The sequence below is a fragment of the Cryobacterium glucosi genome, from assembly GCF_004402235.1.
Taxonomy (GTDB): Bacteria; Actinomycetota; Actinomycetes; order Actinomycetales; family Microbacteriaceae; genus Cryobacterium; species Cryobacterium glucosi.
Genome location: NZ_SOFS01000024.1, coordinates 44,094 through 71,015, shown reverse-complemented (window position 1 = coordinate 71,015; position 26,922 = coordinate 44,094). Strand labels below are relative to the sequence as shown.

The window sequence follows — 26,922 nt, the reverse complement described above, 5'->3', positions numbered from 1 at the left end:
CGCCGGTTGAGCGGCCGCCGCTGCCGCAGCGGCCGCAGCGGCCTGGGCCGCCGCGCTCGCCGCAGCCGCCCGCGCGGCCTCTTCCTGTTGCTTCTGGTATGCCGCGGCCGCGGCGACGCCGGCCCGGTAGGAGCGCTCCGTCTCGGCCGTCGTGTTCTTCAGGCTCGCGAGCTGGGCGTCGAGCACGTCCGAGCGCGTGCGCTGCTCGGCGAGCTGCGCATCGGCGGCGCGCTGGGCCTCGGCCGCGGCCGCCGCACGATCCTTCGCCTCGACGGCGAGGCGGTCGCGTTCCGTCGACGCCACGGCGGCTTGTTCCTCGAGGCTCTGCACGAGGTTGCGTTGCGCGAGCGCCCGGTCGCGGATGCCGGAGGTCAGTTCGCTCAGCCGGGTCGAGGTGCTGAGGGCCGACAGCAGGTCGCTCGCCTGGCCCGGAACCAGGAGCAGGGTCGCGACGGCGTCGCTCGCCCCGGAGCGGTACAGCTGCGCACCCAGGAGCCCGAGCTGGACATCCGCTGTCCGGGCCTTCTCGGTCGCGGTCGCGAGCTGGCGCGCGAGGTCCCCGGCGTGCGCAGCGGCCGCGCGTGATTCTGTGTCGGCGGTGGCGGATGCCGCGCTCGCGGTGATCGCCGCGTCTCCGAGCGTCGCGGCCTGGGTTTCGAGCCCGGTCAGCAGGGTGCCGATCCGGGTCACCTCCGCCTCGGTCGCAGCGGTCGAGGCGCGGGCGGCCTCGACGTCGGCCCAGCTCGGATAGTCGTCGGCCTGGGCGGGAATGGCGACGGTCACGGACGCACCGAGCAGCGCGATGACGGCCGCCATCACGCTCCATGCCCGCACTCTCGATCGCACCTGTCTCCGCCCGCCGTCTACCGAGTGTAGTTCGCGGTCCTTGGACTGTCCCGGCCGGATTCCCGGGCGGATTCCCGGGCGGCGACATCGGGAGGCCGGGTCCGGGCATCCGCCGGAACAGCCCGCATCAGGTCGCGGTCCGGGCCAGTCGAGGGCGGAGGGCGGCGAGGATCCGGGTCAGGTCCAGCGAAATCGCGGTCGCGGCGCCCATCGCCGTCGCGGGAGTGGCGTCGTGCCGGGTGTCCAACTCGGCCGTCAGCTGGGCCACGGCGGTCTCGGCCGTCTCGAATGCGCCAGAGTCCGTCAGGACGGCGTCTCCGTCCCGGCCGGACTCCCACTCGGTCAGCACTGCGGCGACCGCGAGCAGGGCCCGGGCGAGTGGCGGCCTGAGCTCTGGATGCAGTTCGAGGGCGATCGGAGCCCCCCAGGCGACCCCGGCGAGTACATCGGTGAGGTCGCGCACGTGGAACGTGACGGTCTCGAGCGCGGCGAGGTCGTCCCGGTCACTGGCCAGGTCGCGCCGGTGGATGCGGGCCCGAGGGTTGCCCTTGCGGCTGTCTTCCGCGTGGAACAGGGCATCGTGAACGTCGCGCACGAGTCTGATGAGTTCGTCGCCGCGGCTCGCCCAGTCGTCGCGTTCGGGCGGCCAGTTCTCGGTGAGGGCCTCGGCCAGGTCGGAGAGGTGGCCGGCGAGCCTGCCGCGGTAGTGCGACAACTGGCGGCCGACCGCGTCGAGGGTCAGGGGCGGCAGGATCAGGAGGTTCACGGCAAGGCCGATCACGATGCCCAGGGACACCTGCTCGAGGTAACCGATCGAGTACCCGTCCGCATTCGGTCCCCCGATGATGAGCACGAACAGGGCCGTCACCGGGATGTACTCCCGGTTCGCGCCGAACAACCCTGTCGCGGCGACGAGCGCGCCCACACCGACGGCCAGCGATATGGTCAGCACGTTCGGACCGCTCACGAGCAGCACCGCACCCGCGAGCACGATCGCGACGAAGAGGCCGCCGAGGGTCTGCAGTGAGTTTCGAACCGAACTCATCAGCGTCGGGTACATGCTGACGAGCGCTCCGAGCGGCGCGTAATAGGGGTACTCGTTTGCGACCCCCGGCAGGTATCCGGCGACCGTCCACGCGATGGCCACGGCGAGGGCGGCCTTCGCCGCGGCCAGCAGCCGAGCCGCGGTCAGCTGCGATCCCACCCACCGGGGCGCGTGCCGCACGGTCCGCCGTACGCCCGATCGCGTCATCTCCGTCTCCTTCTGTCACGACACGGTACCTCCCGAACCGGTTCTTCTGCCGGTAGGCGACCGAACCCGGGGTGCCCCGAAACTGGTCCGTGACTTTTGGGGGACTATCCGGTAACGTTGACAGGTCGGCTCTTGACACCGTGTGAATTTGTATGCGCGGATGGGTTTGTAAGTCAGGATGGGCCGGTTTCCCAGTAATCCGCTGGTGAAAAATCACTGTATGTGAACGGCCCCGGCCATAGACTGCCCGGGTTCTCAGGTTGCGATGCATGTGCGTCGTTGTTCTGCCATGTACCCAATACAACCCAGGAATTTTCTATGCCTACGAGCAACAATCCGGCTGTCAGCCGATCCAACAAGAACTTCGACCCGAAGTACGCCGCCAAGGGCGGACCCTCCCGCGGAGGATCCAACAACGGCAGCAAGAGCCCGGGCCACCGCGGCTACCAGGCCGATGCGGGCGCCCCCAAGAAGGCCCGCTGGAACGCCGGCGAACGCGCCGACCGCGCCGCAGGACGCCCCACCAACGACCGCCCGGCCTACGGTGACCGTCCGGCCCGCAGCAATGACCGTCCCGCCTATGGCGACCGTCCCGCCCGCGGCAACGACCGCCCGTCGTACAACACCGACCGTCCGTCGTACAACGGCGCCTCGCGCACCGATCGCCCGACGCACAGCAATACCGATCGCCCCACGTACAACGCCCGCTCTGAGCGTCCGTCGTACAACAGCGACCGTCCCCGCACCGACCGTCCGTCGTACAACAACGACCGTCCGTCCTACGGCGACCGCGCCCCGCGCACCGACCGTCCGGCGTATAACAAGGACCGTCCCTCCTACGGTGACCGTCCGGCCCGCACGGATCGTCCGGCGTACAACAACGACCGTCCCCGCACGGACCGTCCGGCCTATAACAACGACCGCCCGTCCTACGGTGACCGTCCGGCCCGCACGGACCGTCCGGCCTACAACAACGACCGTCCCCGTACCGACCGTCCGGCCTACAGCAACGACCGCCCGTCCTACGGCGACCGTGCAGCCCGCACCGAGCGTCCCTCCTACGGTGACCGTCCGGCCCGCACTGAGCGTCCCTCGTACGGCGACCGTCCCGAGCGTTCGCACTCCGACCGCCCGTCCTACGGCGACCGTCCGGCCCGCACTGAGCGTCCCTCCTACGGCGACCGCCCCGACCGTGCGGCTCGCACAGAGCGTTCCGACCGTCCCTCGTACGGCGACCGCCCGGACCGTTCGCACTCCGACCGCAGCAACCGTTCCGCGCACGACGACGGCGGCCACTCCAGCAACTTCTACCCGAGCCGCGACACCAAGGCGCACTTCGCCGCCGGTGACGACGTCGTCCTCGAGCGCCTCGAAGCCATCGCGACGACGGCTGCCGAAGTTGTCGGCGTGACCTTCGGCGACCTGGGCCTGGGCGAGAACATCGTCCGCGAGCTCGGCGCCCTCGGTGCCGCCAGCCCGTTCCCGATCCAGGCCGCGACCATCCCGGACGTGCTCGCCGGGCGCGACGTGCTCGGCCGTGGCAAGACCGGCTCCGGCAAGACGATCGCCTTCGGCGCTCCCCTCGTGGAGAAGCTGATGGAGAACAACGGCGCCAAGGACCGCAAGATGGCCCGCAAGCCCCGCGCGCTCATCCTGGCCCCGACCCGCGAGCTCGCGCTGCAGATCGACCGTACCGTGCAGCCCATCGCCCGCAGCGTCGGCCTCTTCACCACCCAGATCTACGGCGGCGTTCCGCAGTACCGCCAGGTCAGCGCCCTCCAGCGCGGCGTGGACATCATCATCGGCACCGCCGGCCGCATCGAGGACCTCATCGAACAGGGTCGCCTCGACCTCAGCGAGGTCGTCGTCACCGTCCTCGACGAAGCCGACTACATGTGCGACCTGGGCTTCCTCGAGCCCGTCCAGCGCATCCTGCGCCAGACCAAGAAGGGCGGCCAGAAGCTGCTCTTCTCGGCAACCCTCGACAAGGGCGTCGCCTCGCTCGTCAAGGAGTTCCTGACGAACCCGGCCGTCCACGAGGTCGCCGGTGAAGACCAGGCCTCCTCCACGATCGACCACAAGGTCCTCGTCATCGAGCACCGCGACAAGAGCGCCATCATCGGCCAGCTCGTCGACCGCCAGGGCAAGACGCTGATCTTCTCCCGCACCCGTGCGTACGCCGAGCAGCTCGCCGAGCAGCTCGAAGACGCCGGCGTGAAGGCGACGAGCCTGCACGGCGACCTGAACCAGGCCCGCCGTACCCGCAACCTGCAGATGCTGACCAGCGGTCGCGTCAACGTGCTGGTGGCAACGGATGTCGCGGCCCGCGGCATCCACGTGGACGACATCGACCTGGTCATCCAGGCCGACGCCCCCGACGAGTACAAGACCTACCTGCACCGCTCCGGTCGTACCGGCCGTGCAGGCAAGTCCGGCACCGTCGTCACGCTGATCCCGAAGCAGCGTCGTCGCCGCATGGACGAGCTCCTCGAGCGCGCCGACATCGAAGCCAGCTTCATGAACGCCGCCCCCGGCGACGCAGCCGTCCGCGAGCTCGCCGGCCTGTAACACCCGCTCCACTCGCACCACCCGCAGGGCACTCACCATCCGGTGGGTGCCCTGCGGCCGTTAACCCCGCCCCCGTGTCCCGCGAGAGTACATTTTTGGCCCCTAAAACGCGGTTTTAGGGGCCAAAAATGTACTCTCGCGAGACGGTTCGGGGCGAGGGGTGAGCGGATGCCGCGGGTCAGGCGAGTGCGAGCATCGCGGCCGCGGCGAGCGCAAGACCGAGGCCGACCCACTGCACCGGCGCGATCCGCTCCCTGAGCACGACCGCTGCGAGCAGGATCGTCCCGGCCGGGTACATCGCCGTCAGCACGCTGATCACGCTGAGGTCGCCGATGCGGATCCCGATGAGCAGCAGGAAGTTCGCGGCGACGTCGACGAGACCGCAGACCGCGGCGAGCGTCAGGCCGATCGTGAGGGTGGACCGGGAGCGCCGACCGGTGTGAGCGGGAACCGCGGCCGGGTCTGTTGCGCGAGCAGTGGCATCCGTCGCCCCGAAACCGGCGACGGCAACGCCCGTACCGCCAGCCCCCGCGAGCACCCGCCGCCGGCGCGCGGCGACGACGGCGAGCACACCCACGATCGAGAACATAATCGCGGCGTTGACCGCCCGGTTGAGCACGAGCGGTACGAGGCCGCTGTCGTCGGGGGTCAGGTCGATCAGGATCAGGAACGCGCCGATCATGACGCCGGACCCGATCGCCATCAGCACCCCGAGAGTCGTCGGCCGCACCGCGCCCTTCTCCGGCACGAAGCCCACGAGCACGACCGCGACGAGCGCGAGACCGAGGGCGGCGTATCCGACCGGCGCGAGCCGTTCGCCGCCGACGAGGCCGGCGGTCATCGGCACGACCGCCGAGACCACGGCGGTCAGGGGCGAGAGGATGCTCATCGGACCGATCGCGAGGCACGCATACAGGAGGGAGATCGCGATCGCACCGGTCACCCCCGAGAGCGCACCCCAGAGCACGGCGTCCGGCGACCAGACGCCTCCCACGAACGGCAGGGCGACGAGCAGGACCAGTAGCCCGGAGCTCGCGGCGACCGCGGTGACGAGCACCGAACTGAGCCGCTTGGCCGCGAGGCCGCCGAGAAAGTCGGCGCTCCCGTAGATGAGGGCGCCGGCGAGTCCGACCAGGGCGGTGAGCATAGGCATCCAGCCTATGCGAGCTGCGCAGCCAGGCCCAGGCTCATGCACCGGGCGCACGCACCGGGCACACGCCGGCGATTCCGGCACAGGTATGGTGGGAGCGACACGGCCGGAGGAGGAACGATGACCGCACGCTGGGCACGGTTCGCTCGCGGCTGGTATATCGCAGGTTTCGCGACCTTCGTCGCGGCACTGTCGCACACCCTCGGTGGCGGCGCAGCCCCCGGTCTCCTTCCCGTCGTCATCTCCCTCGCGTTCGCCGGCATCGTCTGCATCGGCCTCGCCGGCCGCGCTGCCTCCCTCTGGCGTACCACGGCGGCCGTGCTCACGAGCCAGCTGATCTTCCACGGCCTGTTCTCCCTCGGCGCATCCGGCGGTTCCCTGCGAACGGATGCCCCGGCCGGCACCCTGCCCGCCCACAGTCACGCGGCGGGTTCCGCCCTGCTCTCGGTGCAGTCGGGCGCGACGACCGCGCCCGGACTGTCCGGCGTCTCCGGACTGTCCGGCGTCCCCGGACTGTCCGGCGCCCACGCAGCCCTGCCGATGGCCGGCATGACCGGCATGTCCGCGGCCCCCCTCGACGCGGCCCTGATGTCGCTCGCGCACCTGCTGGCGGCCGTCGTGACGATCGTCGCCCTCCGGCATGGCGAACGTGCGTTCGGCATCCTCGTCGCGGCGGCGCGACTCGTCGTCCGCAGGGTCCTGGTCGCCAGCAGCCTGCCGGTCCGCGCTCGCACGGCGCACCGCGTCCCGGCGCCGACGCTCGTCTTCCTGCCCCGAGACCTCGGGGTGCTCCTGTCCGTGATGCGGCACCGCGGCCCGCCGGAGACCCTGCGTTTCGCCTAGACCAGACCGTTTTGCTTTTCGCTCCGAACCAGGGGCAGTCGCGTGCGCTGCAGCCCGATGCCCCGGTTGTTCGGTGCCGCCAACTATCTAAGGAACCACAGTGACGTTCAAGACCACCGCCCTCGCGGCATCCGCCCTGCTCGCCGGCGGCATTCTCGCCCTTGCCGCGCCGCTCTCCGCGAGCGCCCACATCGACATCGACCCGTCCTCGGCCGCGGCCGGCTCGTACTCCGTGCTGAGCTTCGCGCTCCCGCACGGCTGCGCCGGATCACCCACGACCTCCATCAGCATCGCCATCCCGGAGAGCGTCGTCAGTGTCACGCCGACGGTCAACCCCAACTGGACCGTCGAGAAGACCTCCACTCCGCTCGCGACCCCGCTGACGGACGAGGACGGCACCTCGATCACCGACAGGATCGGCGCCGTCGTCTACACGGCGATCACCCCGATGGCCGACGGCCTGCGCACGACGTTCGACCTCAGCCTGCAGATCCCCACGGATGCGGCGGGCACGACCCTCGAGTTCCCCGTCGTGCAGACCTGTGTCACCGGTTCGACGAACTGGGACGCCCACACCGTCGAGGGTGAGGCCGAACCGGAGCACCCGGCGCCGTCGATCGCCGTCACCGCGGCCGTCGCCTCCGATGAGCACGGCGCCGCGCACACCGACACCACCACCGAAGCGAGCTCCGAATCGGCCGATGCCGCGGCATCCGCCCCCGACGTGCTCGCCCGGGTGCTCGGAGTCGGCGGCCTCGTCGTCGGCGTCGTGGGCCTCGTGCTCGCGATCACCGCCCGTCGCAAGCACTCGGCTTAGGAGAGGACCATGCGAAGCAACCACGTCCGCGACTGGTCCCTGCGCGCGCTCGGTGTCGCGGCCGTGGTTGCCGCGACGCTGGGGTTCTCCACCGCCCCGGCGTCCGCGCACAACTATCCGGTCGGGTACGCGCCCGCGGAGAACTCGGTCGTGACCGAGCAGCCCGGCCACTTCACCATCACCACCAACGACGCCCTGCTGAACCTCGACGGCACCGGAACCGGCAACGCCATGCGCATCAGCGGTCCGACCTCCGCACCTCTCTATTACGGCGACGGATGCGTCACCCTGTTCGGCCCGAAGCTCGAGACCACGGCCCAGCTCGGCCAGCCGGGGGAGTACACGGTGACCTGGCAGGTCGTCTCGACCGACGGCCACCCGGTCTCGGGCAGCTACACCTTCACCTGGCAGCCCGCCACCGGTCAGGTGCTCGCGCAGGGCCTCGCCGCCGCCCCGACCTGCGGCGCCGCCACCCCCACGGACACCCCAGGTGCCGCCGCCGACGCATCCGCCGCCCCCGGCGCCGCGCAAAGCGCGGTCGCCCCCACCGACCTGCTCTGGATCGCCGGCGCCGCCGCTGCCGTCATCCTCGCCGTAGCCGCAACCCTCCTCCTCACCCGACGCCGCCCCACCCCCTAACCCGCCCCACCCCGGCTCGCGAAAGCGGAGAAAGTGCCCCTTCCCGCTACGGGAAGGGGCACATTTCGTACTCTCGCGAGACGGGCGGGGTGGGGAACGCCGGTGAGGGTGTCCGGGGTCGCCGGTAGACTCGCTGGGTGAGTTGGACTGCCGAACTGCCCCGTGAACCGGACGAGTGGGTGCCCGACGACCGCGATGCGCCGGAGGACTACGACGCTCCGCCGCCCCCGGACTACGGAGCGGGCGACGGCCAGGGAAACAGCTCCGACTACGGCTCCCGAGTCGCCCCGGGCGCCGGCGGATCCGGACCCATCCGCACGTCGTTCGCGCAGGCATCCGCCCCGCCCCGGCGCGCCACCGCGAAGTTCGCGACCGCCGCCGAGGCGCTGCGCACGGTGTTCGGCTACGACTCGTTCCGCGGCGAGCAGGCCGCCATCATCGACCAGGTCATCGGGGGCGGCGACGCCGTCGTGCTGATGCCCACCGGCGGCGGCAAGAGCCTCTGCTACCAGATCCCGTCCCTCGTGCGCGAGGGCACCGGCATCGTCATCTCCCCGCTGATCGCGCTCATGCAGGACCAGGTCGACGCCCTCACCGCGGTGGGTGTCCGCGCCGCGTTCCTCAACTCGAGCCAGGACTCCGCCGAACGCTCCCGCGTCGAACGCGACTACCTCGCCGGCAACCTCGACCTGCTCTACGTCGCCCCCGAGCGGCTCTCCTCCGAGGCCACCAAGCGCTTCCTCGAGCGCGGCACCATCGCGCTCTTCGCGATCGACGAGGCCCACTGTGTCTCGCAGTGGGGCCACGACTTCCGCCCCGACTATCTCGCCCTGTCCGAACTCGCCGGCCGCTGGCCCGACGTGCCGCGCATCGCGCTCACGGCCACGGCGACGGATGCGACGCACCAGGAACTCACGCAGCGCCTGCAGCTCGAGGGCGCGCGTCACTTCGTCGCGAGCTTCGACCGTCCGAACATCCAGTACCGGATCGTCGCGAAGGCCGAACCGCGCAAGCAGCTGCTCTCCTTCATCAAGACGGAGCACCCGCACGACGCCGGCATCGTCTACGCGCTCAGCCGCAAGAGCGTCGAGGCGACCGCCGAATTCCTGCGCGCCAACGGCCTCAACGCGCTGCCGTACCACGCCGGCCTCGACCAGGCGGTGCGCGCCCGCAACCAGTCCCGGTTCCTCCGCGAGGAGGCCGTGATCATCGTCGCGACCATCGCGTTCGGCATGGGCATCGACAAGCCTGACGTGCGCTTCGTCGCCCACATCGACCTGCCCAAGTCCGTCGAGGGCTACTACCAGGAGACGGGCCGGGCCGGCCGTGACGGCCTGCCCTCGACCGGCTGGCTCGCCTACGGCCTGCAGGACGTCGTGCAGCAGCGCCGCATGATCGACGAGTCGCCCGGCGACCTCGCCCACCGCCGCAAGCTCTCCGCGCACCTCGACGCCATGCTGGCCCTCTGCGAGACGGTGCACTGCCGCAGGGTCAACCTGCTGCGCTACTTCGGCCAGGCGAGCGAGCCGTGCGGCAACTGCGACACGTGCCTCGAACCGCCCGTCGGCTGGGATGGCACCGTGCCGGCCCAGAAGCTGCTCTCCACCATCGTGCGCCTGCTGCGCGAGCGCAACCAGCGTTTCGGCGCCGGCCAGATCGTCGACATCCTGCGCGGCAAGACCACACCGCGCACGACTCAGCACCACCACGAACAGCTCGCGACCTGGGGTATCGGCGCCGACCTTTCCGACCAACAGTGGCGCGGCGTCGTCCGTCAGCTGCTCGCCCAGGGCATCCTCGCCACCTCCGGGGAATACGGCACCCTCGTGCTCACCCCGATCGCCACAGAGGTCCTCGCCGGCCATCGCACCGTCGAGCTCCGCAGCGAGCCCGAGCGCGCGGCACGATCCACCTCCTCCGCCCGCACCGGCGCCGCGAAGGCCGCAGCCGCCGACCTCACCCCGCAGCAGGAGGCGTTGTTCCAGGCGCTCCGGGCCTGGCGCTCGAGCGTGTCCAAGGAGCAGGGCGTGCCCGCGTACATCGTCTTCGGCGACGCGACCCTGATCGCGATCGCGGTCGCGAACCCCGGCGGTATCGGCGACCTCGACGGCATCTCCGGCGTCGGCGCCAAGAAACTCGAGGCCTACGGAGCCGGCGTGCTCGAGGTCGTCGCGGCGGCGGGCGCTTAGGATTACTCGTTTTTGTGCCTAAGGGCACTCGTTCGAGCGCGGCGCCTGTGGAAAGCTACAAGACGGATGCCGGGCGCGGCACCCGCCTTTGTAGCCTCGTCATGCACTATTTCCGGCCGTCGCCGAGCCGCCCTAGTGTGTAGAAAAATTCTGCCTACACGATCTTCCGCGCAGGAAGCTTCCATGCAGGAAACTTCGAGTTCGAGCGAGAACAAAGGACCAATGATGGTTGACACTGCCCAGCGCTCCGCACCCTCCGCACCGGCGACGCCCTCCCCGGCCGCCCCCAAGCCCACCGGCACCTTCACCCCCATCCCCACGATCAACGTCCCGGCGCTCAGCCGCCAGCTGCTCGGCAGCTGGCCGGAGATCCGGATCGAGGCCCGCAAGCTCACCGCACGCCCCGAGCTCCAGGGCGTCCCCGGCCTGTCGATGGCCGAGCACCGGCTGCGCGTGCTCGAGCAGTTGAGACTGCTCGCCGTCGAAGGCCACGTGCACCGTGCCTTCCCGGTGCACCTCGGCGGCGAAGACAACCACGGCGGCAACATCGCCGGGTTCGAAGAGCTCGTCACCGCCGACCCGAGCCTGCAGATCAAGGCCGGCGTGCAGTGGGGCCTCTTCGGCTCCGCCGTGATGCACCTCGGCACCCGCAAGCACCACGACGCCTACCTGCCCGGCATCATGAGCCTCGCCACCCCCGGCGTCTTCGCGATGACCGAAACCGGCCACGGCTCCGACGTCGCGAGCATCGCCACCACGGCGACCTACGACGCCGAGACCCAGGAATTCGTCGTGCACACCCCGTTCCGCGCGGCCTGGAAGGACTACCTCGGCAACGCCGCGAACGACGGCATCGCGGCCGTGCTCTTCGCCCAGCTCATCACGGGCGGCGTGAACCACGGCGTGCACGCCTTCTGGATGCCCCTCCGCGACGAGACCGGTGCGTTCCTGCCCGGCGTCAGCGGCGAGGACGACGGCCTCAAGGGCGGCCTCAACGGCATCGACAACGGTCGGCTCGCCTTCGACAACGTCCGCATCCCCCGCGAGAACCTGCTCAACCGCTACGGCGATGTCGCCGAAGACGGCACGTACTCGAGCGCCATTTCCAGCCCCGGCCGCCGGTTCTTCACGATGCTCGGAACCCTTGTGCAGGGCCGGGTGTCCCTCGACGGGGCCGCGACCCAGGCATCCGCCATGGCCCTCACCATCGCCGTCACCTACGGCAGCCAGCGCCGCCAGTTCACGGCCGGCGGCGAGGCCGAACAGGTCATCCTCGACTACCAGCGCCACCAGCGCCGGCTGCTGCCGCGCATCGCGACGACGTACGCGCAGACCTTCGCCCACGACGAGTTCCTGGTCGCGTTCGACAAGGTCTTCAGCGGCATCGCAGACACGGATGCCGACCGCCAGGACCTGGAAACCCTCGCCGCAGCCCTCAAGCCGCTGTCGACCTGGGCAGCACTGGACACCATCCAGGAGGCCAGGGAGGCCTGCGGCGGCGCCGGCTTCCTCGCCGAGAACCGCCTCGTCGGCCTCCGCGCCGACCTCGACGTCTACGCGACGTTCGAGGGCGACAACACCGTCCTGCTCCAGCTCGTCGCCAAGCGGCTCCTCACCGACTTCAGCCGCAAGTTCGCCGACGCCGGCAGCGGGGTCCTCGCCCGCTATGTCGTGCAGCAGGCCACCGACCGTGCCCTGCACAACACCGGCCTCCGCACTCTCGGCCAGGCCGTCGCCGACTTCGGTTCGACAGCGCGCTCTGTCGGCCAGCTCCGGGAGACGAACGTGCAGCGGGAGCTGCTCACCGACCGGGTCGAGACCATGATCCGCGACATCGCCGGCAAGCTCCGCCCGGCGAGCAAGCTCTCTCCGCAGCAGTCCGCCGACGTGTTCAACGCGCACCAGGACGAACTCATCGAGGCGGCCCGCGCGCACGGCGAGCTCCTCCAGTGGGAGGCATTCACCCGGGCCGTCGAGCACACGACGGATGCCGGCAACAAGCAGGTCCTGACCTGGCTGCGCGACCTGTTCGGGCTCGGACTCGTCGAGAAGCACCTCGCCTGGTACCTGATCAACGGACGCCTGTCCGCCCAGCGCGCCCAGTCGGTCACGGCGTACATCGACCGGATCATCGCCCGCCTGCGCCCCTTCGCCCAGGACCTCGTGGACTCCTTCGGGTACAGCCCCGAGCACCTGCGCGCGAAGATCGCCTCCGGAGCGGAGCAGGAACGCCAGGACGAGGCCCGCGACTACTACACCGCGCTGCGCGCCTCCGGCAACGCCCCGGCAGACGAGAAGGCGCCGCGCAAGAAGTAGCGGCCTGCGCAAACCGGCGCGAGGGCGGGCATCCGTCGTACCGGGGTACTACGCGCCGCGGCCGGTAAGCATCCGTTCGACCGATGTGCCCCGTGAGGCGCCCTGCGTATCGTGAATGCGGGGCCGACGTCCACCGACGCCTGGCCCCGCCAACGATGCGAATGAGGAGACGGATGATTCAGGCACAGTCCCTGACCAAACGCTACGGAAGCAAGGTCGCGGTCGACGCGATCGACTTCACCATCCAGCCCGGAACCGTGACCGGCCTGCTGGGCCCGAACGGCGCAGGCAAGACCACGACGATGCGGATGATCGTCGGCCTCGACCGGCCGGACTCCGGCTCGGTCCTCGTCAACGGCCAGCGCTACCAGGACCTCCGTGCCCCGCTCCGCGAGGTCGGGGTGCTGCTCGACGCGAAGGCGATCCACACGGGCCGCTCGGCGCGCAACCACCTGCTCGCGATGGCCGCGACCCACAACATCCCGAAGAGCCGCGTCGACGACGTGATCGAGCTCACCGGACTCACCTCCGTCGCCCGCAAGCGCGTCGGAGGCTACTCCCTCGGCATGGGACAGCGCCTCGGCATCGCCGCGGCCCTCCTCGGAGACCCGGGCATCCTGATCCTCGACGAACCCGTCAACGGGCTCGACCCCGAGGGCGTGCAGTGGGTGCGCAAGCTGATGCGGCACCTCGCCGGCGAAGGCCGCACCGTGCTGCTCTCCTCACACCTGATGAGTGAGATGGCGCTCACCGCCGACCACATCATCATGCTCGGCCGAGGCCGGGTCATCGCCGACGCCCCCGTCGCCGAGATCATCGGCCAGGCCGGCGGAGCGACCGTCCGCGTGCGCAGCCCGCACGCGACCCGACTCGCCACCCTGCTCGCGCAGGCCGAGGTCACCGTCGTGAACCTCGAACAGGACGTGCTCCAGATCACCGGGATCACGGCCGCCGAGATCGGCGACCAGGCCGCAGCCGCCGGCATCGTGCTGCACGAACTCACGAGCGTCAGCGCCTCCCTCGAGGACGCGTACATGTCCCTCACCCGGAACGAGGTCGAGTACCGCACCGGCGGCACCGGCGACGAGGAATTCGACGACGACGATTCCGACACGACAGACGCCGCAACGGATGCCGCCGCGAACGACGATCCGGACCCGCGCGAGACCGAACTGCAGGAGGCAGCACGATGAGCACCCCCACGATCCTGGTTGCCGGTACCCCGGAAGCCCTCGCCGACATCGGCACGGAATTCGTGCCCGCGACGACACCGGCCGGTCCGCACCTCAGCGCGCTCGGCATCATCCGCTCGGAGTGGATCAAGCTCAGCACCGTTCGCTCGACGATCTGGTGCTTCGCGGTGCTCCTCGTCGTGTCGATGGGGCTCGCCGCGATCATGTCGCTCGCGCTCGACCTCACCGGGACCGACATCACGACGGTTCCGGGCACCGACCAGGCCCGGTTCGTGGCGCAGGCCTCGTCCTTCGGCGTGTTCTTCGGCCAGCTCATCGTCGCCGTACTCGGCGCGCTCGCCGTCACCGGCGAGTTCACGACGGGCATGATCCGCTCGACCCTGACCGCGGTGCCGAAGCGCCTGCCGGCCCTGTGGGCCAAGGCCCTCGTGCTGTTCGTCGCGACCTTCGTCGCCGGCCTCGTCAGTAACATCGCGGCCTACGTCGTCACGGTCTCGATCGTCTCCGGCCAGGGCCTGCACGCGAGCCTCTTCGCCCCGGAGGTCATCCTCCCCGTGCTCGGCGGTTCGCTGTACCTGGCCCTCGTCGCGGTCTTCGCACTCGGCATCGGCACGATCGTGCGGAGCGGGGCCGGCAGCATTGCCGTCGCGCTCGGCGTGATCCTGCTGCTCCCGGTCGTACTCCAGATGATCCCGGCCACGTGGGCGAGCGACGTGCTCCCGTACCTGATCTCGTCAGCGGGTATCAGCATGTTCGGCCTCATGCAGTTCGCCAAGGTGCCACTCGACTGGTCGGTCGACCTGATCATCGTCCTCGTCTGGGTTGTCGTGAGCCTCGGCACCGCCGCGGTGCTGCTGAAGCGCCGCGACGCGTAACCGGGCGGCAATGAACAGGACCGAGCAGGCAGGGCCGGCTGCCGGCACCGACCGGTGACCGGCATCCGCCCAGTTCGCAGCAAGTAGAGTCCCAAGCATGACCTCCACCAGTCCCAGCCCCGCCGCGACCCCCCTCGCGGACGGGGCTGGCCTGCGTTTACCGACGCCTCCGGGGGTCACCCGCCGGTTTTGGGCGCGGCACCCCTGGTTCGTCGATTCCCTCGTCGCGGCCGTCTACCTCGTCCCGACCGCGATCGTGCTCCTGGTCGACGCGACCCGCCCGGGCGGCGGACCCGCCCCGGTCGCCATCGTCTCGGCGCTGCTCCTCACCGCACTGATTGCCGGAGCGTTGCTCTTCCGCAGGCACGCCCCGCTGCTCGCCCTCGCCATCTCCTGCACGGCGCTGCTCCCGTCGTTCCCGAACCACGGCCAGGGCGACACCCTGCCCGTGATGATCGCCCTCTATGCGGTCGCCGTGTACCGCAACGTGCGCAGCGCCTGGATCGGCCTCGCGGCCGCGGTCGGCATCTCCACCCTCGGTGCCTATTTCGGCTCGGGCAACCCCTTCATCTCCTGGGTGAGCGTCGCCTCGCAGGACGCGGTCCTGCTCATCGTGGCGACCGTGATCGGCGTGAGCGTGGGCGACCGGATGCGCTACGTCGCCTCCCTCGTCAGCCTCGCCGCCCAGCTCGCCCACGACCGCGACCGGCAGGCCCAGCTCGCCCGCAGCTCCGAACGCGCCCGGATCGCCCGCGAACTGCACGACATCGTCGCCCACAGCCTCTCGGTCATGGTCGCGCTCGCCGACGGCGCGGACGCCCTCGCGGTCCGCGACCCCGAACGCTCCCGCGCCGCGATGCGTGAGGTCGCCTCCACCGGCCGCGGCTCGATGGCCGAGATGCGCAGGCTCCTCGGCGTGCTCGGCGACGACGACGAGACGGCGGATGCCGCGGCATCCGCCCCCGGGCAGGCCGCACCAGGGCCAGGGGCCGGCACCACGACGGCCACGGCAACGACCACCGCGACCACCGCCCCGCTCGCCCCGCAGCCCGGCGCCGACCAGCTCGTCGACCTCGTGGACTCCTTCCGTTCCGCGGGGCTCCCGGCCCGGCTCGAGCTGAGCGGGCGCGTGCCCGGCAGCCCCGGCGTGCAGCTCACGATCTACCGGGTCGTGCAGGAATCCCTGACCAATGCCCTGCGCTACGCGTCGCAACCGAGCATCGTCTCGGTGCGGCTCTCCTCGTCGCCCGACCGGGTCGAGGTCGTCATCGACGACGACGGCCACGCGCGGGCCCCCCAGCCGAGCGTGGGCGGCCGGCGCGGCATCATCGGCCTCGGCGAGCGGGTCGCGCTCTACGGCGGCACCCTCGAGGCCGGCCCGATCCGCGGCGGCGGCTGGCGGGTGCGCGCGACGATGAGTCTCGACGAGGGGCAGGCCTCCGCATGACCGGTCTCCACGACCCGGCTCCCCACGACCACACGCCGGCTCCGACCCGGATCATGCTCGTCGACGACCAGGCCCTGCTCCGGATGGGGTTCCGGATGGTGCTCGAGGCCGAGGATGACTTCACCGTCGTCGCCGAGGCCGGCGACGGCGCCGCGGCAGTGCGGCTCGCCGCGAGCATGCTGCCCGACGTCATCCTTATGGACGTGCGGATGCCCGGCGTCGACGGGATCGAGGCTACCCGGCTGATCACCGCGGCGCACCCCGGGATCCGGATCATCATCCTCACGACGTTCGACCTCGACGAGTATGCGTTCGGCGGTCTCAAGGCCGGCGCCCGCGGCTTCCTGCTCAAAGACGCCCAACCGAGCGAACTGACCGCCGCGATCCGGGCGGTCGCGTCGGGGGAGGCATCCGTGTCGCCCCGGGTCACGCGCCGGATGCTCGAGTTGTTCGGGTCCAGGCTCCCCGCCGAGGGGACGGGCGGCTCCGAGACCGGCGAGGACCCCGAAGCGGATGCCGCGCGCATCGACGTGCTGACCGACCGGGAACGAGAGGTCTTCTTCGCCATCGCCGAGGGCCTCTCCAACACCGAGCTCGCCGAGCGGTTCTTCCTCTCCGAGTCCACGGTGAAGACCCACGTCGGCCGGATTCTGCAGAAACTCGGCCTCCGCGACCGGGTGCACATCGTCATCCTCGCCTACGAGCAGGGCCTGACCCGTCCCTGAACGCCGTAGGCTCGGGAGATGCGCACCTTCTACCCCGACCTGGAACCCTACGAAACCGGGATGCTCGAGGTCGGTGACGGCCAGTCCATCTACTGGGAGGCATCCGGCAACCCGGACGGCAAGCCAGCGGTCTACCTGCACGGCGGTCCCGGCGGCGGGTCGAGCCCCCAGCAGCGCCGCGTGTTCGACCCGGAGAAGTACCGCATCATCCTCTTCGACCAGCGCGGCTGCGGCAAGAGCACCCCGCACGCGAGCGCAGCGGATGCCGACCTCAGCACGAACACGACGTGGCACCTGGTCGCCGACATCGAACGACTGCGCGAGCACCTCGGCATCGACCGCTGGCAGGTCTGCGGTGGATCCTGGGGCAGTTCCCTCGGCCTCGCCTACGCCGAAACCCACCCGGAGCGGGTGACCGAGCTCATCCTGCGCGGCATCTTCACCCTGCGGCCCGTCGAGCTCGACTGGTTCTACGAGGGCGGTGCCGCGGCGATCTACCCCGACCTGTGGGAGGGTTTCCTCGCGCCGGTCCCCGTCGACGAGCGCGGCAAGCTCATCGAGGCCTACGGCCGCCTGCTGCACGACCCCGACCGCTACGTGCGGGAGCGCGCCGGCGTTGCCTGGTCGACGTGGGAATCGTCGACGATCACGCTGCTGCAGCAGCCCGCGACGATCGCCCGGTTCACCGAGCCCGACTTCGCGGTCGCGTTCGCGCGCATCGAGAACCACTACTTCCGCAACCTCGGCTGGTTCGAGCCCGGGCAGCTGATCCGTGACGCCGGCCGGCTGAGCGAGATCCCCGGCGTCATCGTGCAGGGCCGCTACGACATGTGCACTCCGGCGTTCACCGCCTGGGAACTGCACAAGAACTGGCCGGAGGCCGACTTCCGCATGATCCCCGACGCCGGGCACTCCTTCGAGGAACCCGGCAACCTCGACGCGATCATCGAGGCGACCGACCGCTTCGCCGCCTGAACCGCGCGGGGCGGCTCACTCGAGCGTGAGCTGCCCGTCGTGCTGCCGGTAGCGCTCACCGGTGACGGGGCAAACCCATACGCCGTCGCCGACATGCTCGAGGGTAGCGCCGCTGCGGCCGACCCAGCCCACCCTCTCGGCGGGGACCCCGACCATGAGCGCGAAGTCAGGCACATTCGCGGTCACGATCGCGCCGGCGGCCACCATCGCCCAGCGCCCGATCGTCAGCGGGGCGAGGCACACAGCGTGTGCCCCGACAGAGGCCCCTGTTCGCACGGTGACGCCCAGCGTCGACCGCTCACTGACCGGCCTGGCCGAGCCGTCGGCATTGATCGCACGGGGGTGCGGGTCGTTCGTGAACACGGCCGCCGCCCCGACGAAGACCCCGTCCTCGAGTAGCGCGGGTTCGTAGACGACCGCGTATTCCTGCACGATGCAGTTGCGGCCCACCACAACGCCGGGTCCGACGTACGCGCCGCGGCCGAGAATGCTGCCCGGCCCGATCCGGGCGTACTCGCGCACCCGCACCAGGTCGGCGATAAGTGCGCCCGCGCCGATGACCGCGCTCGGGTCGACTTCAGCGGGATCGGTGACGTTCATCGCGGGCCCGTCGTCACTGCGGTGGCGCCCGGAGCGGTGGCGCCCGGTGTGCCGCGACGCGAATCGCGTGCGCTGGTCGTGCCGCGCGGGCGCATGGCCGCGTGTGAGGCGGTGGATCGGGGTCGACGGGGTAGTCGATGCGATGAGGTCGTATTCACGGCAGTCCCTGTGCTCGGGTGTACAGGAGGAAGCGGACGGTACGAGGAACGGATGCGTCGTGGCCGCCGTTCCCGGCGGTCACGAACGGAACGTACCCCGCAACTGCCGCGACACGCTAGTACCCCTCGGGGGGACATCCGTTAATTTGCGAGCTTCACCGAGTAAATGGGGACGAGGTTGACCGTGACCTTCCTCGTGTCCACGCCCGCGGCATCCAGCAGCGCCTTGAGGGTCGCCGTGTCGGGCACCGGGAGCGGGCCTTCGAGGCGGATGTAGACGTCGGCGTCCCGTGTGCTCACGGTGTCGACCTCCCAGCCGACCGACTGCGCCCAGGACTCCGCGACCCGATGGACGCCCTGCTCGACGATGGCGCGCGCACTGATGCCGATGCTGGTGATCGCGAGCGGCACGCCGATCACGAGGAACATGACGGTGAGCAGGGCGATGGTGCGGCCCATTCCCCGGTGCGGTTCACCCGCCAGGGGGTCGCGCGCGAGCCGGGTCACCCCGTAGACCGACATCACGACAACGCCCGTCCCGATGATGGCCACGACATTGGTCACGAAGAGCAGCAGGGCGCCGAGCGACTGGGCGACGGAGCCGGACTCGAGGGCGAGGCCCGCAACGGTGAGCGGCGGGACGAGCGAGATCGCGATCGCAACGCCGGGCAGGGTATCTGAGATGTCCTTGCGCACGAGTGCGACCGACCCGACAACGCCGGTGCCGAGCGCCGCGAGCAGGTCGATGAGGCCGGGCGTGACCCGGGCGGAGACCTGTGCGTTCGTCTCCGCGAGCACGTCGTTGACGACGAGGAAGCCGACCAGGTACCCGATCGCGACCGCCGTCGCGGCGCCTGTGACGACCAGGAGCAGCGATCGGAGCAGGTTCGTCCGGTCTCCGATCACCGTCGCGAGCATGGTGCCCATGATCGGCGTCATCAGTGGGGCGACGATCATCGCCCCGATCACGGTCGCCGTGGAGTCGCCGACGATCCCGGCCGAGGCAATGACCGCGGACAGCACGAGCAGCATCCAGAAGCGGCTGTAGCGGCTGCGCACGTCCGGGCCGTCGAAGAACACCGACGCGCGCATGTTCGCGACGGTGTTGAAGCGGGCCTCATCCAGCACGGTGCCGCCCTCCCGCTGTCGCGAGGCCTGGCATGCGGGACGTCGGTGGGGGCATGCAGTGATCCTAGGGAGAATCCCGGGTTAGCGGCAGGGGCACTTCGCTCGATGGTGTCGCCTGGGCGCATCACCGTACGTTTGTAGTCATGACTTCTCTTCCGACCCTTCCCCTGCCCGGCCGGCCCGGCGAGGACACTCCGGACGGCCGGGGCAGAACCGGCCTGGATCGGGTCGGAGCCGACCTGCACGGGAACCCTGACGTCACCGTGGACCGCGTGGAGGTGACCTCCGACGGCTGGCACGTTCTGCGCCGCACCACCTTCCGGTACCGCGGACGCAACGGGAAGCAGACCAGCCAGCAGCGCGAAACCTACGATCGCGGCAACGGTGCCACGATCCTGCTCTACGACCCGGATCGCAGGACGGTCCTGCTGACGCGCCAGTTCCGGTATCCCGCCTACGTCAACGATCACCCCGACGGCATGCTCATCGAAACCGCGGCCGGCCTTCTCGACGAGGACTCGCCCGAGGTCGCGATCCGGAGGGAGACGAGCGAGGAGCTCGGCGTGACGGTCGGGGAGCTGCGGCACGTGTTCGATCTCTACATGAGCCCGGGTTCGGTCACCGAGCGCGTGCACTTCTACGTCGCCGCCTACGGCCCTTCCGACCGGGTGTCGGCAGGAGGCGGCCTCCCCGAGGAGGGCGAGGAGATCGAAGTCCTCGAGATCCCCTCCGGTGAAGCCCTGGCCATGGTCGCCGACGGCCGCATCGTCGACGGCAAGACCGTGCTCCTCCTGCAGTGGGCCGCCCTGGCCGGCCTTCTCTGACTCGCTCGGCGACTCTGGGCGGATGCCGGTTGCAGCAGGGGCGCATGCCGCCGAGCGTCGTCCGTTCATCATCCGCGGGCGTTTGTTCCAGCAGTCCGTCGTCCGCGTTCTGGAGTCAGGTTCGAACGCTATCCAACGGTCACGCCCCTGGGATTTCGGCAAACTCCTTCTTCGCTGAGGTGTACCAATCCATCGACTGCTTCGGATGCCTCCAACGAGCTTTCATCTCATTGTGGGCTTGCTCATGAGTGGCGTCTCCGGCTTTGACCGCGTCCTTGAGATGGCGGTTCTGGGCCTTGATGACGTCATCGGCGGTCTCGCCGTGCAGCGGTTGATCGCACGGTCCACCCAGCTGGCGGCAGGTCATGGTCTTCATCGATTCGGGTCCTCACTGTAAAGGCGGTCCCCGTTTGAGGCCCGCTATCTATATGACGATCGATCGGCTCCAAGTGTGACCGCTGCCGTGGTGGACGGTCGCAGGTCAATCTCGGCTCGCTCCCGCTTCACGCCGGATGATGTGTTCCAGGACCTCCGGGTCTGCGCGGAAGTCGATTCGAGACACGACGCCGTCGAGGACCGTGAAGTCAAACGCAACACGGGGGGAACCGCGATGAAACCATGCGGCCCCGGCGCGCCCGTCAACAAAGACGGGGAGAGCGGCCTTGGCTGCGCCGTTGAACATCGTTGCCACCGCTGTCCGCCCTTCGATCCGCGACGGGGTCCCCGCCGCTATGGCCGCGTCATCGCCGACGACCACTACGTTCGGTGCCAGCAGCTTGAGGAGTTGCTCGAAATCGCCTTGCCGCGAGGCGGCGAGGAATGCGTCCACGACTTTCCAGTCGGCGCGGCCGTGCTCCTGGCCCTGCGGGCGGATCTTGCTTCGCGCCCTCGAAGCGAGCTTGCGTGCAGCGGCTGGAGTGCTCCCGAGGATTGCGGCGATCGTGGGAAAGTCAATGCTGAAGCTGTCGTGAAGGACGAACGCGACACGCTCCGTAGGCGTGAGGCGGTCCAACACCACCTGGAGGGCGATCCCGACCGTGTCGGCGAGGGCGAGCTCATCCGCTGGATCGGCGGTTCGCGACGGGGACTCGAGGTCGTCAACGAGAATGGGTTTCTCGACGCGCAGTCTGTCCAGGCACAGCCGTGTCGTGACCGTGGTCAGCCAGGCCGGCAGATTATCGATCACGGCCTCTGTGGCGTGAAGCCGCAGCCAGGCCTGCTGGACGATGTCTTCGGCCTCCACGCCATCGCGCAGGATGCGTCCGGCAATACGCAACAGCCGGGGACGCTCTCGCTCGAAAACTGCTGTCTCGTCCAAGATCATCACGCTTTCAGTGGAGGTCTCATGTTATGGCTGACCTGTGGGCGTCGGGCCGTGAAACGGAAAGGTCACCGGGTGAGAGTCTCGGTTATCGCCTTGATCTGCGCCAGTACCGCCTGCGCGTTGGCGCGCTCGAGGGTCTCCGGCCGGGCAAGGCAATCGATGTGCCGTCCGAGTCCGGGGTAGGCCAGCGGACGAAGGACCAACCCCGGGTGGTCGCGCAGGTCGGTTGTGTACCGAGGCATCAGGGCGACGCATCCGCTCGCGTCGACGATGGACGCGGCTACCGAGAATTCGTTGATCCGGTGCAGGATCCGCGCCTCGTTCCCTCCGATTCCCGCGATCAGGGCGAGAGCCTGCGTGAGCGGAAAGCCTTCGTGCACCGCGACCCATTCCTCGTCGCGAAGATCCGCCGGCTCGATTGCGGCTTTCGCTGCGAGTCGGTGATCGTGTCGGACCGCGATATCCAGGGGCTCGTACAGGAGGGGTTCCACCCGAACCGACCCCGGCCATGCGGGGCTGCCGACCAGCCGATGGGCGAGCACAAGATCATGATCGATGGTGAGGAGGGGGAAGTCCTCCTGGGCCACATCAAAATCGCTCAGCCGAACGCCGGGCAGGTCGGGCCTCCGGCAGGCCGCGATCAACGATCCAAAGACGGCCAGGCCCACGCTATGGAAGGCGGTCACGGAAACGGTGCCCAGGTGATCGCCCTGGAAACGCGCCACCGCCTGCGCGGCGCGTTCGAGTGCCACCTCGACGTCGATCGCCGCCAGCGCGAGGGCGCGCCCGGCATCCGTGAGTGCCGTCCTTCTGCCGTCCCTGAAGGTCAAGGGAGCGGGCGACTGACGTTGCAGGGCACTGATCTGCTGGGACACCGACGACGGCGTGACGTGCATCGCCGCCGCGACGGCAGCAATGCTGCCCCGGTCACCCAGCTCTCGCAACGCGCGAAGCTGACCGAGTTCCATAAGTTGAAACTAATGCATTCGACACTAAAGTGCTCTCTTGTATTACGTGAAGTCAGGCCGGACGATGGAGGAATGCCCGCCCTCCTCAGTCGATTCCGCGTCGACCTGCTCCTGCTCCTGGTGGCCGCCGCGTGGGGATCCACGTACCTCGTCGCCAAAGAACTGGTCACGCCCCAATCCGTCGTCGCCCTGCTCGCAACACGGAAGCTGCTCGCTGCGGTCATCATGGCGGCCCTCGTCGCCGCACGGCGGCACCGGATCACGCAAGCGGAATTGCGATCCGGGATACTGCTCGGGATTGTGCTGACTGCCGTGTTCGCCTTCGAAACCTTCGGGATCGCCCACACATCGGCCACGAATGCCGGAGTCATCATCAGCCTGACGATCGTATTCACGCCGATTCTGGATTCCGCCGTCTCGGGTCGCCGGCTGCCCGGCAGGTTCTTCCTGGCCGCGCTGATCGCCATCGGTGGAGTCGCCCTGCTCGCCAGCGGCGGTGTCTTCCAGGCGCCGAGCCTCGGCGACCTGCTCGTGCTCGCCGCGGCCATCATCCGTGCCATCCACGTCACGTCGATGTCCAGGCTCACGGGCAACACTCCGATGAACTCGCTCCACCTCACCACGGTGCAACTCTCGACCTGCGCGATGATCTTCTCGGCGGCGTCACTGTTCTACGGCGACTCGATCCCGCACTTTCTGGCTCGTCTCGACCCCGGACGTACGGTCCTGTTCCTCTACCTCGTCGTCGCGTGCACCGTCTTCGCGTTCCTGATCCAAACCTGGGCCGTCCGACGCACCTCGCCCTCCAGAGTGAGCCTCCTCCTCGGAACTGAGCCGGTCTGGGCTGCACTTGTCGGAATCGCCGTCGCCCATGACCCGGTGGCCGTCGCCGGATACGTCGGTATCGCCCTCATCCTCGCCGGAACCGCCTGGGGCCGGTCCGTCGAGCAACGGCACCGCCTGGCGTCATCGTTCTCGCGTCAACGGATCAGCCCTTCGCGCGTGAATCCAGGTCGAGCGCATAGGTTTGCGCAGGCCTCTTCAGAAGTGAGTGTTGGAACGGCTCTCCCAACGGCCGCCATCCCTCATGCCGATAGAGATCGACAGCAGGGTGGTTGTCCGTGAGGACGTGCAGGACAGCGTGCTTGTGACCGTGGTGCTTGAGTTCCTCGGCAACACTGACCAGAAGCGCTCTCCCGAGCCCACGTCCCTGCGCGTCTGGTGCAACGGCGAGCAGGCTCACCACCGCAGCGTCGGGTGGATCGGTCGGTAGCCCTCTCTTCGGCGTTGTTGCGAGAACGAAGCCCCGGATTCCGGCACCGGTTTCCTCAGCCACGATCCAACTCTCGGCGTGGTCGAACTTCGGTCGAGCCCGTTCGGCCACTCCTGCGACGGCCGCCCCATCGCGCGTGGCGCATGCCCGGACCCACAGCGCGACGCACTCCGCGGTGTCAGCAGCACTACCGGTGCGGAACGCGGGGGACTGGCGGGCGCTCGCCCCTCGAAGCCGGATACTCATGACGCGAGCCTAGCGACGGCCCGCCCTGCCATCCCGTGATCATCGCCCGACGGCGCATGTGGATCAGGAGTGTGGCTGGTCGGGACGTTCCATCCAGGTCTCAGGTGCCACCACGCGGGTGAATCCGAATTTGGCGTACAGGCCGTGAGCGTCAGTGGTCGCGAGAGCGATGCGGCGCAGTCCGAGGGGTCGGAAGTCTTCGACGATGCCTGCGATGAGCATTTCCCCGAGGCCCTGGCCGCGAACCTCCGGGTCGACGAACACGTCGCACAGCCAGGCAAATGTCACTCCGTCGGTGACCATTCGGCCGTACGCGACCTGCCGGCCCGATGCACTGTCGTAGACGCCGAAGTTGCGAGAACCGTCGATCGCCGCGTCCTGTCGTGAACGGGAGCGCCCAGGGGCCCAATATGACTGCTCGCTGATCCAACGATGGACCTTGTCCCGGTCGATCTCAGTTGAATCTGCGGAAAACCGATAGTGAGCAGTCATGACATCATCTAACCGGTCACAAGCGCCGAGAATCGGCCCTATTGTCGAGCTCCTGTGCGTAGGCGATTCTCAGAACGAACGGAGATTCTCGACGGAGAACGTCGAGGCATCCACTTCCGCTGAACCGGGAGGCCGGAGAAAAGACATCCGTTAATGAGAAAAACCCCGGATAACCAGGGATTTCAGCGGGTGGCCCCGACGGGCGTCGATCCCGTGACCTCTCGATTTTCAGTCGGATACAGGCCCCTGTGACCATGCGGAAGGGGGTCAAGATCCGCGTAAAATCAACGAAGTTGCCGTCAAAGTGATCACCGAAATCACCTCGTTTTTCCCCAGTTGTGGGCAAAATGTGGGCAAGAATGCGGGTACCGAAGGCCCGTAGAGAGCCCGTTCAGCCGCGGTATTCGTCACAGTCTGACGAGATCCATATTCTGAAATCTTGGTTCGATCGACCGGTGACTTCACGCAGCTACGGTGCTAGATTTTTACTAACTAGTAAAAGGTGGTGGGGTCATGAGTGCAGGAATCCTGGCTCGTTCTGCCCGTGCAGCGAGCGGACTGAGTCAGAGTGAGCTGGCCGTTCGATCCGGGATCGCCGGCTCCTCGCTGTCGCTGATCGAGAACGGCAAGCGTGAGCCCACAGTTGCGACGCTCGAGGCGCTCCTCCTCGCTACGCTGCACACCGTGGTCACGCTACCGACAGTGCGCAGCGACGCGGCGCGGATCGCCTCGGAGATCAGTGCCGCGCTCGCCGCATCCGACGAACCTCTGGCATTCCGGCGCTTCCTGCAACTCGCCGACAACCTGGCTGCCGAGAGAGGCGCGACACGAGTCGGCCTGACCCTGACCGAGCCGCTCCCGACCGGTTCCGAGCATTGGGACATCGCCATCGCCGCGCTGTGCGAGTACCGACTGAACGCGGATGCGCTGCCAATTCCGGACTGGATCCTCGGCATGGAGGGGAACCCCGACAACCCGTGGTCACCTCGGACTAGCGACTACGAGATTCCTGCAGACGTGGACCGGGTGCCTCGCGAGTTCCGTGACCGCGGCATCCTGATTGAGGCCGCCACGCTGGAGAGCGTTTGAAGCCGGGCGATCAGCTTGACCGCGACGACCTCATTCGCCGCTTCAACGTCGCTATTCTGACCGGGGGTGGCGCAGCGCTTGTCTGGCAGCGATTCGAATGACTTCACGCACCGACGGATGGACGAACATGAGCAGGATTAGGGCGCAGTTGAATGCAGGCGGGGTGCGGCTATACGACGAGATAGCTGCACTTGATGCCCTTCCTTTGCTCGATCCGCTTGGCCGATATGGGACTTTGTTGTTCTCAGATCGAGCGGAAGACCTGAAGTTCAGGAGCTTCATCCATGAAGCTGCACGACGGGCGGGGTTGCCCGTAGGTTTTCCCGGGTGGAGCTGATGGTCGCAACGCCAGGCCGTGGCGGCAGCTAACGATCAAGCGATACAAGAGCGCGCGTCCGAGCTGGTCGCCTTATGGGCCGCCCCTGAACCGGGACGCAATGAAGCACGCCGATTCGCGTATGAGCAAGTCCGCCGCACAAATTGGAAATCTATGTGCTTCGGAGCGATTCTGGCGGGCATCTTCCTCTGCGTTGCATCGTTCATAATTGGACCGAACTCTGAACTAATGTTCCGAATCGTCGGGTTGGTCGCCACCGTGGTTGGTTGCCTTCCGTTTGGTGTGATGGCCATAGCTCGTCGTAGTCAACGATCCGCCGGGTGACTCTTCTCCCGTCCGCAGGCACTGGATGGTATCCATTCCTGCGGTCACGACGGCCGGCATTCAGCTGAGGAGTCTGGCTACGTTCGGCTCGAGCAACGGAGGGGGCGTTGTGTGCGACCGGTGGTTGCCCCCGGCCGTCACGTCAATGCGCATCCGTTGGCGGGAGTGAGACGATCCCGGTCACCGCGTGCGGAGCGTTGATGTGCAGCCGTCAGGACTCAGCTTCTGTCGCGTGAATCCGTCACCGAAGCGAGCCCCACGGAGGGGGCGTGAGACGGCTGCCTATGCGTTTGGCTATTCGTTTAGAGCGAATACCCAAACGAA

23 protein-coding genes and 1 pseudogene are annotated in these 26,922 nt (G+C 68.8%); 14 read left to right on the top strand and 10 right to left on the bottom strand.

All coding sequences use genetic code 11. The features are described 5' to 3' along the window. On the bottom strand, nt 1-816 hold an 816-nt coding region (locus E3O46_RS12255), incomplete at its 3' end, for a hypothetical protein (RefSeq protein WP_134561783.1). Nucleotides 817-973: 157 nt separating this feature from the next. Beyond that, on the bottom strand, nt 974-2,098 hold the full coding sequence (locus E3O46_RS12250) for an FUSC family protein (protein WP_134561782.1): 1,125 nt from the start codon (nt 2,096-2,098) through the stop codon (nt 974-976). Between the two features lie 318 nt (nt 2,099-2,416). Here E3O46_RS12250 and E3O46_RS12245 point away from each other — a divergent pair, with 318 nt between their 5' ends. Further along, entirely contained in the window at nt 2,417-4,666 is a 2,250-nt protein-coding gene (locus E3O46_RS12245; RefSeq protein ID WP_134561781.1) for a DEAD/DEAH box helicase, read from the top strand. 178 nt (nt 4,667-4,844) lie between these two features. Here E3O46_RS12245 and E3O46_RS12240 read toward each other — a convergent pair whose 3' ends face one another. After that, on the bottom strand, nt 4,845-5,819 hold the full coding sequence (locus E3O46_RS12240; RefSeq protein WP_241987408.1) for an EamA family transporter: 975 nt from the start codon (nt 5,817-5,819) through the stop codon (nt 4,845-4,847). A 117-nt stretch (nt 5,820-5,936) separates the two neighbouring features. On the opposite strand from E3O46_RS12240, the gene E3O46_RS12235 reads away from it, so the two are divergent. The 10 genes from E3O46_RS12235 (at nt 5,937) to pip (ending at nt 17,835) form a co-directional block, all read left to right on the top strand. Next, entirely contained in the window at nt 5,937-6,659 is a 723-nt protein-coding gene (locus E3O46_RS12235) for a hypothetical protein (protein WP_134559205.1), read from the top strand. Nucleotides 6,660-6,759: 100 nt separating this feature from the next. Then, entirely contained in the window at nt 6,760-7,476 is a 717-nt protein-coding gene (locus E3O46_RS12230) for a YcnI family copper-binding membrane protein (RefSeq protein WP_134559206.1), read from the top strand. Nucleotides 7,477-7,485: 9 nt separating this feature from the next. After that, a complete protein-coding gene (locus tag E3O46_RS12225) occupies nt 7,486-8,115 on the top strand; it encodes a copper resistance CopC family protein (protein WP_134561780.1) in 630 nt (209 codons plus the stop codon). Nucleotides 8,116-8,252: 137 nt separating this feature from the next. Beyond that, entirely contained in the window at nt 8,253-10,304 is a 2,052-nt protein-coding gene (gene recQ, locus E3O46_RS12220; RefSeq protein ID WP_420897737.1) for a DNA helicase RecQ, read from the top strand. A gap of 225 nt (nt 10,305-10,529) precedes the next feature. Further along, on the top strand, nt 10,530-12,620 hold the full coding sequence (locus E3O46_RS12215; protein ID WP_134446381.1) for an acyl-CoA dehydrogenase family protein: 2,091 nt from the start codon (nt 10,530-10,532) through the stop codon (nt 12,618-12,620). Nucleotides 12,621-12,793: 173 nt separating this feature from the next. After that, entirely contained in the window at nt 12,794-13,813 is a 1,020-nt protein-coding gene (locus E3O46_RS12210) for an ABC transporter ATP-binding protein (protein ID WP_134559208.1), read from the top strand. Further along, a complete protein-coding gene (locus tag E3O46_RS12205; RefSeq protein ID WP_134561779.1) occupies nt 13,810-14,688 on the top strand; it encodes an ABC transporter permease subunit in 879 nt (292 codons plus the stop codon). Before E3O46_RS12210 ends, E3O46_RS12205 begins: the two co-directional genes overlap by 4 nt. A 97-nt stretch (nt 14,689-14,785) precedes the next feature. Next, the gene (locus E3O46_RS12200; RefSeq protein ID WP_134559212.1) at nt 14,786-16,135 is read left to right on the top strand and encodes a sensor histidine kinase; all 1,350 of its coding nucleotides are present in this window, start codon (nt 14,786-14,788) and stop codon (nt 16,133-16,135) included. Continuing rightward, nucleotides 16,132-16,860: a response regulator gene (locus E3O46_RS12195; protein WP_134446274.1), complete on the top strand. Its 729-nt coding sequence runs from the start codon at nt 16,132-16,134 to the stop codon at nt 16,858-16,860. Before E3O46_RS12200 ends, E3O46_RS12195 begins: the two co-directional genes overlap by 4 nt. An 18-nt stretch (nt 16,861-16,878) precedes the next feature. Continuing rightward, a complete protein-coding gene (pip, locus tag E3O46_RS12190; protein ID WP_134561778.1) occupies nt 16,879-17,835 on the top strand; it encodes a prolyl aminopeptidase in 957 nt (318 codons plus the stop codon). Nucleotides 17,836-17,850: 15 nt separating this feature from the next. Here pip and E3O46_RS12185 read toward each other — a convergent pair whose 3' ends face one another. Then, nucleotides 17,851-18,435 carry an acyltransferase gene (locus tag E3O46_RS12185; protein ID WP_134559218.1) on the bottom strand — a complete coding sequence of 195 codons (585 nt, stop codon included), beginning with the start codon at nt 18,433-18,435 and terminating at the stop codon, nt 17,851-17,853. A 299-nt stretch (nt 18,436-18,734) separates the two neighbouring features. Then, nucleotides 18,735-19,721, bottom strand: a complete 987-nt coding sequence (locus E3O46_RS12180) for a DUF389 domain-containing protein (protein ID WP_134561777.1) — start codon at nt 19,719-19,721, stop codon at nt 18,735-18,737. Nucleotides 19,722-19,864: 143 nt separating this feature from the next. Here E3O46_RS12180 and E3O46_RS12175 point away from each other — a divergent pair, with 143 nt between their 5' ends. Continuing rightward, on the top strand, nt 19,865-20,545 hold the full coding sequence (locus tag E3O46_RS12175; RefSeq protein WP_134446277.1) for an NUDIX domain-containing protein: 681 nt from the start codon (nt 19,865-19,867) through the stop codon (nt 20,543-20,545). A 139-nt stretch (nt 20,546-20,684) separates the two neighbouring features. Here the strand turns inward: E3O46_RS12175 and E3O46_RS12170 are convergent, their stop codons facing one another. The 3 genes from E3O46_RS12170 to E3O46_RS12160 form a co-directional block, all read right to left on the bottom strand. Then, the gene (locus tag E3O46_RS12170; RefSeq protein WP_134559224.1) at nt 20,685-20,921 is read right to left on the bottom strand and encodes a hypothetical protein; all 237 of its coding nucleotides are present in this window, start codon (nt 20,919-20,921) and stop codon (nt 20,685-20,687) included. Between the two features lie 105 nt (nt 20,922-21,026). Further along, complete coding sequence (locus E3O46_RS12165) at nt 21,027-21,869, bottom strand: sigma-70 family RNA polymerase sigma factor (RefSeq protein WP_134561788.1); 843 nt, start codon at nt 21,867-21,869, stop codon at nt 21,027-21,029. Between the two features lie 65 nt (nt 21,870-21,934). Then, the gene (locus tag E3O46_RS12160; RefSeq protein ID WP_134561776.1) at nt 21,935-22,837 is read right to left on the bottom strand and encodes a LysR family transcriptional regulator; all 903 of its coding nucleotides are present in this window, start codon (nt 22,835-22,837) and stop codon (nt 21,935-21,937) included. A gap of 12 nt (nt 22,838-22,849) precedes the next feature. Between E3O46_RS12160 and E3O46_RS12155 the strand changes: the two are divergent. Next, a pseudogene (locus tag E3O46_RS12155) lies at nt 22,850-23,755 on the top strand (DMT family transporter); the annotation flags it as partial. A gap of 70 nt (nt 23,756-23,825) precedes the next feature. Here E3O46_RS12155 and E3O46_RS19025 read toward each other — a convergent pair. Together E3O46_RS19025 and E3O46_RS12145 are read right to left on the bottom strand one after the other, a co-directional pair. Beyond that, nucleotides 23,826-24,356, bottom strand: a complete 531-nt coding sequence (locus tag E3O46_RS19025) for a GNAT family N-acetyltransferase (RefSeq protein WP_134446281.1) — start codon at nt 24,354-24,356, stop codon at nt 23,826-23,828. A gap of 63 nt (nt 24,357-24,419) precedes the next feature. Continuing rightward, on the bottom strand, nt 24,420-24,848 hold the full coding sequence (locus E3O46_RS12145; protein WP_134561774.1) for a GNAT family N-acetyltransferase: 429 nt from the start codon (nt 24,846-24,848) through the stop codon (nt 24,420-24,422). Between the two features lie 513 nt (nt 24,849-25,361). Between E3O46_RS12145 and E3O46_RS12140 the strand changes: the two genes are divergently transcribed. Next, nucleotides 25,362-25,937 (top strand): helix-turn-helix domain-containing protein, encoded by a 576-nt coding sequence (locus E3O46_RS12140; protein ID WP_134561773.1) that lies wholly within the window; start codon nt 25,362-25,364, stop codon nt 25,935-25,937. Nucleotides 25,938-26,922 lie beyond the last annotated feature (985 nt).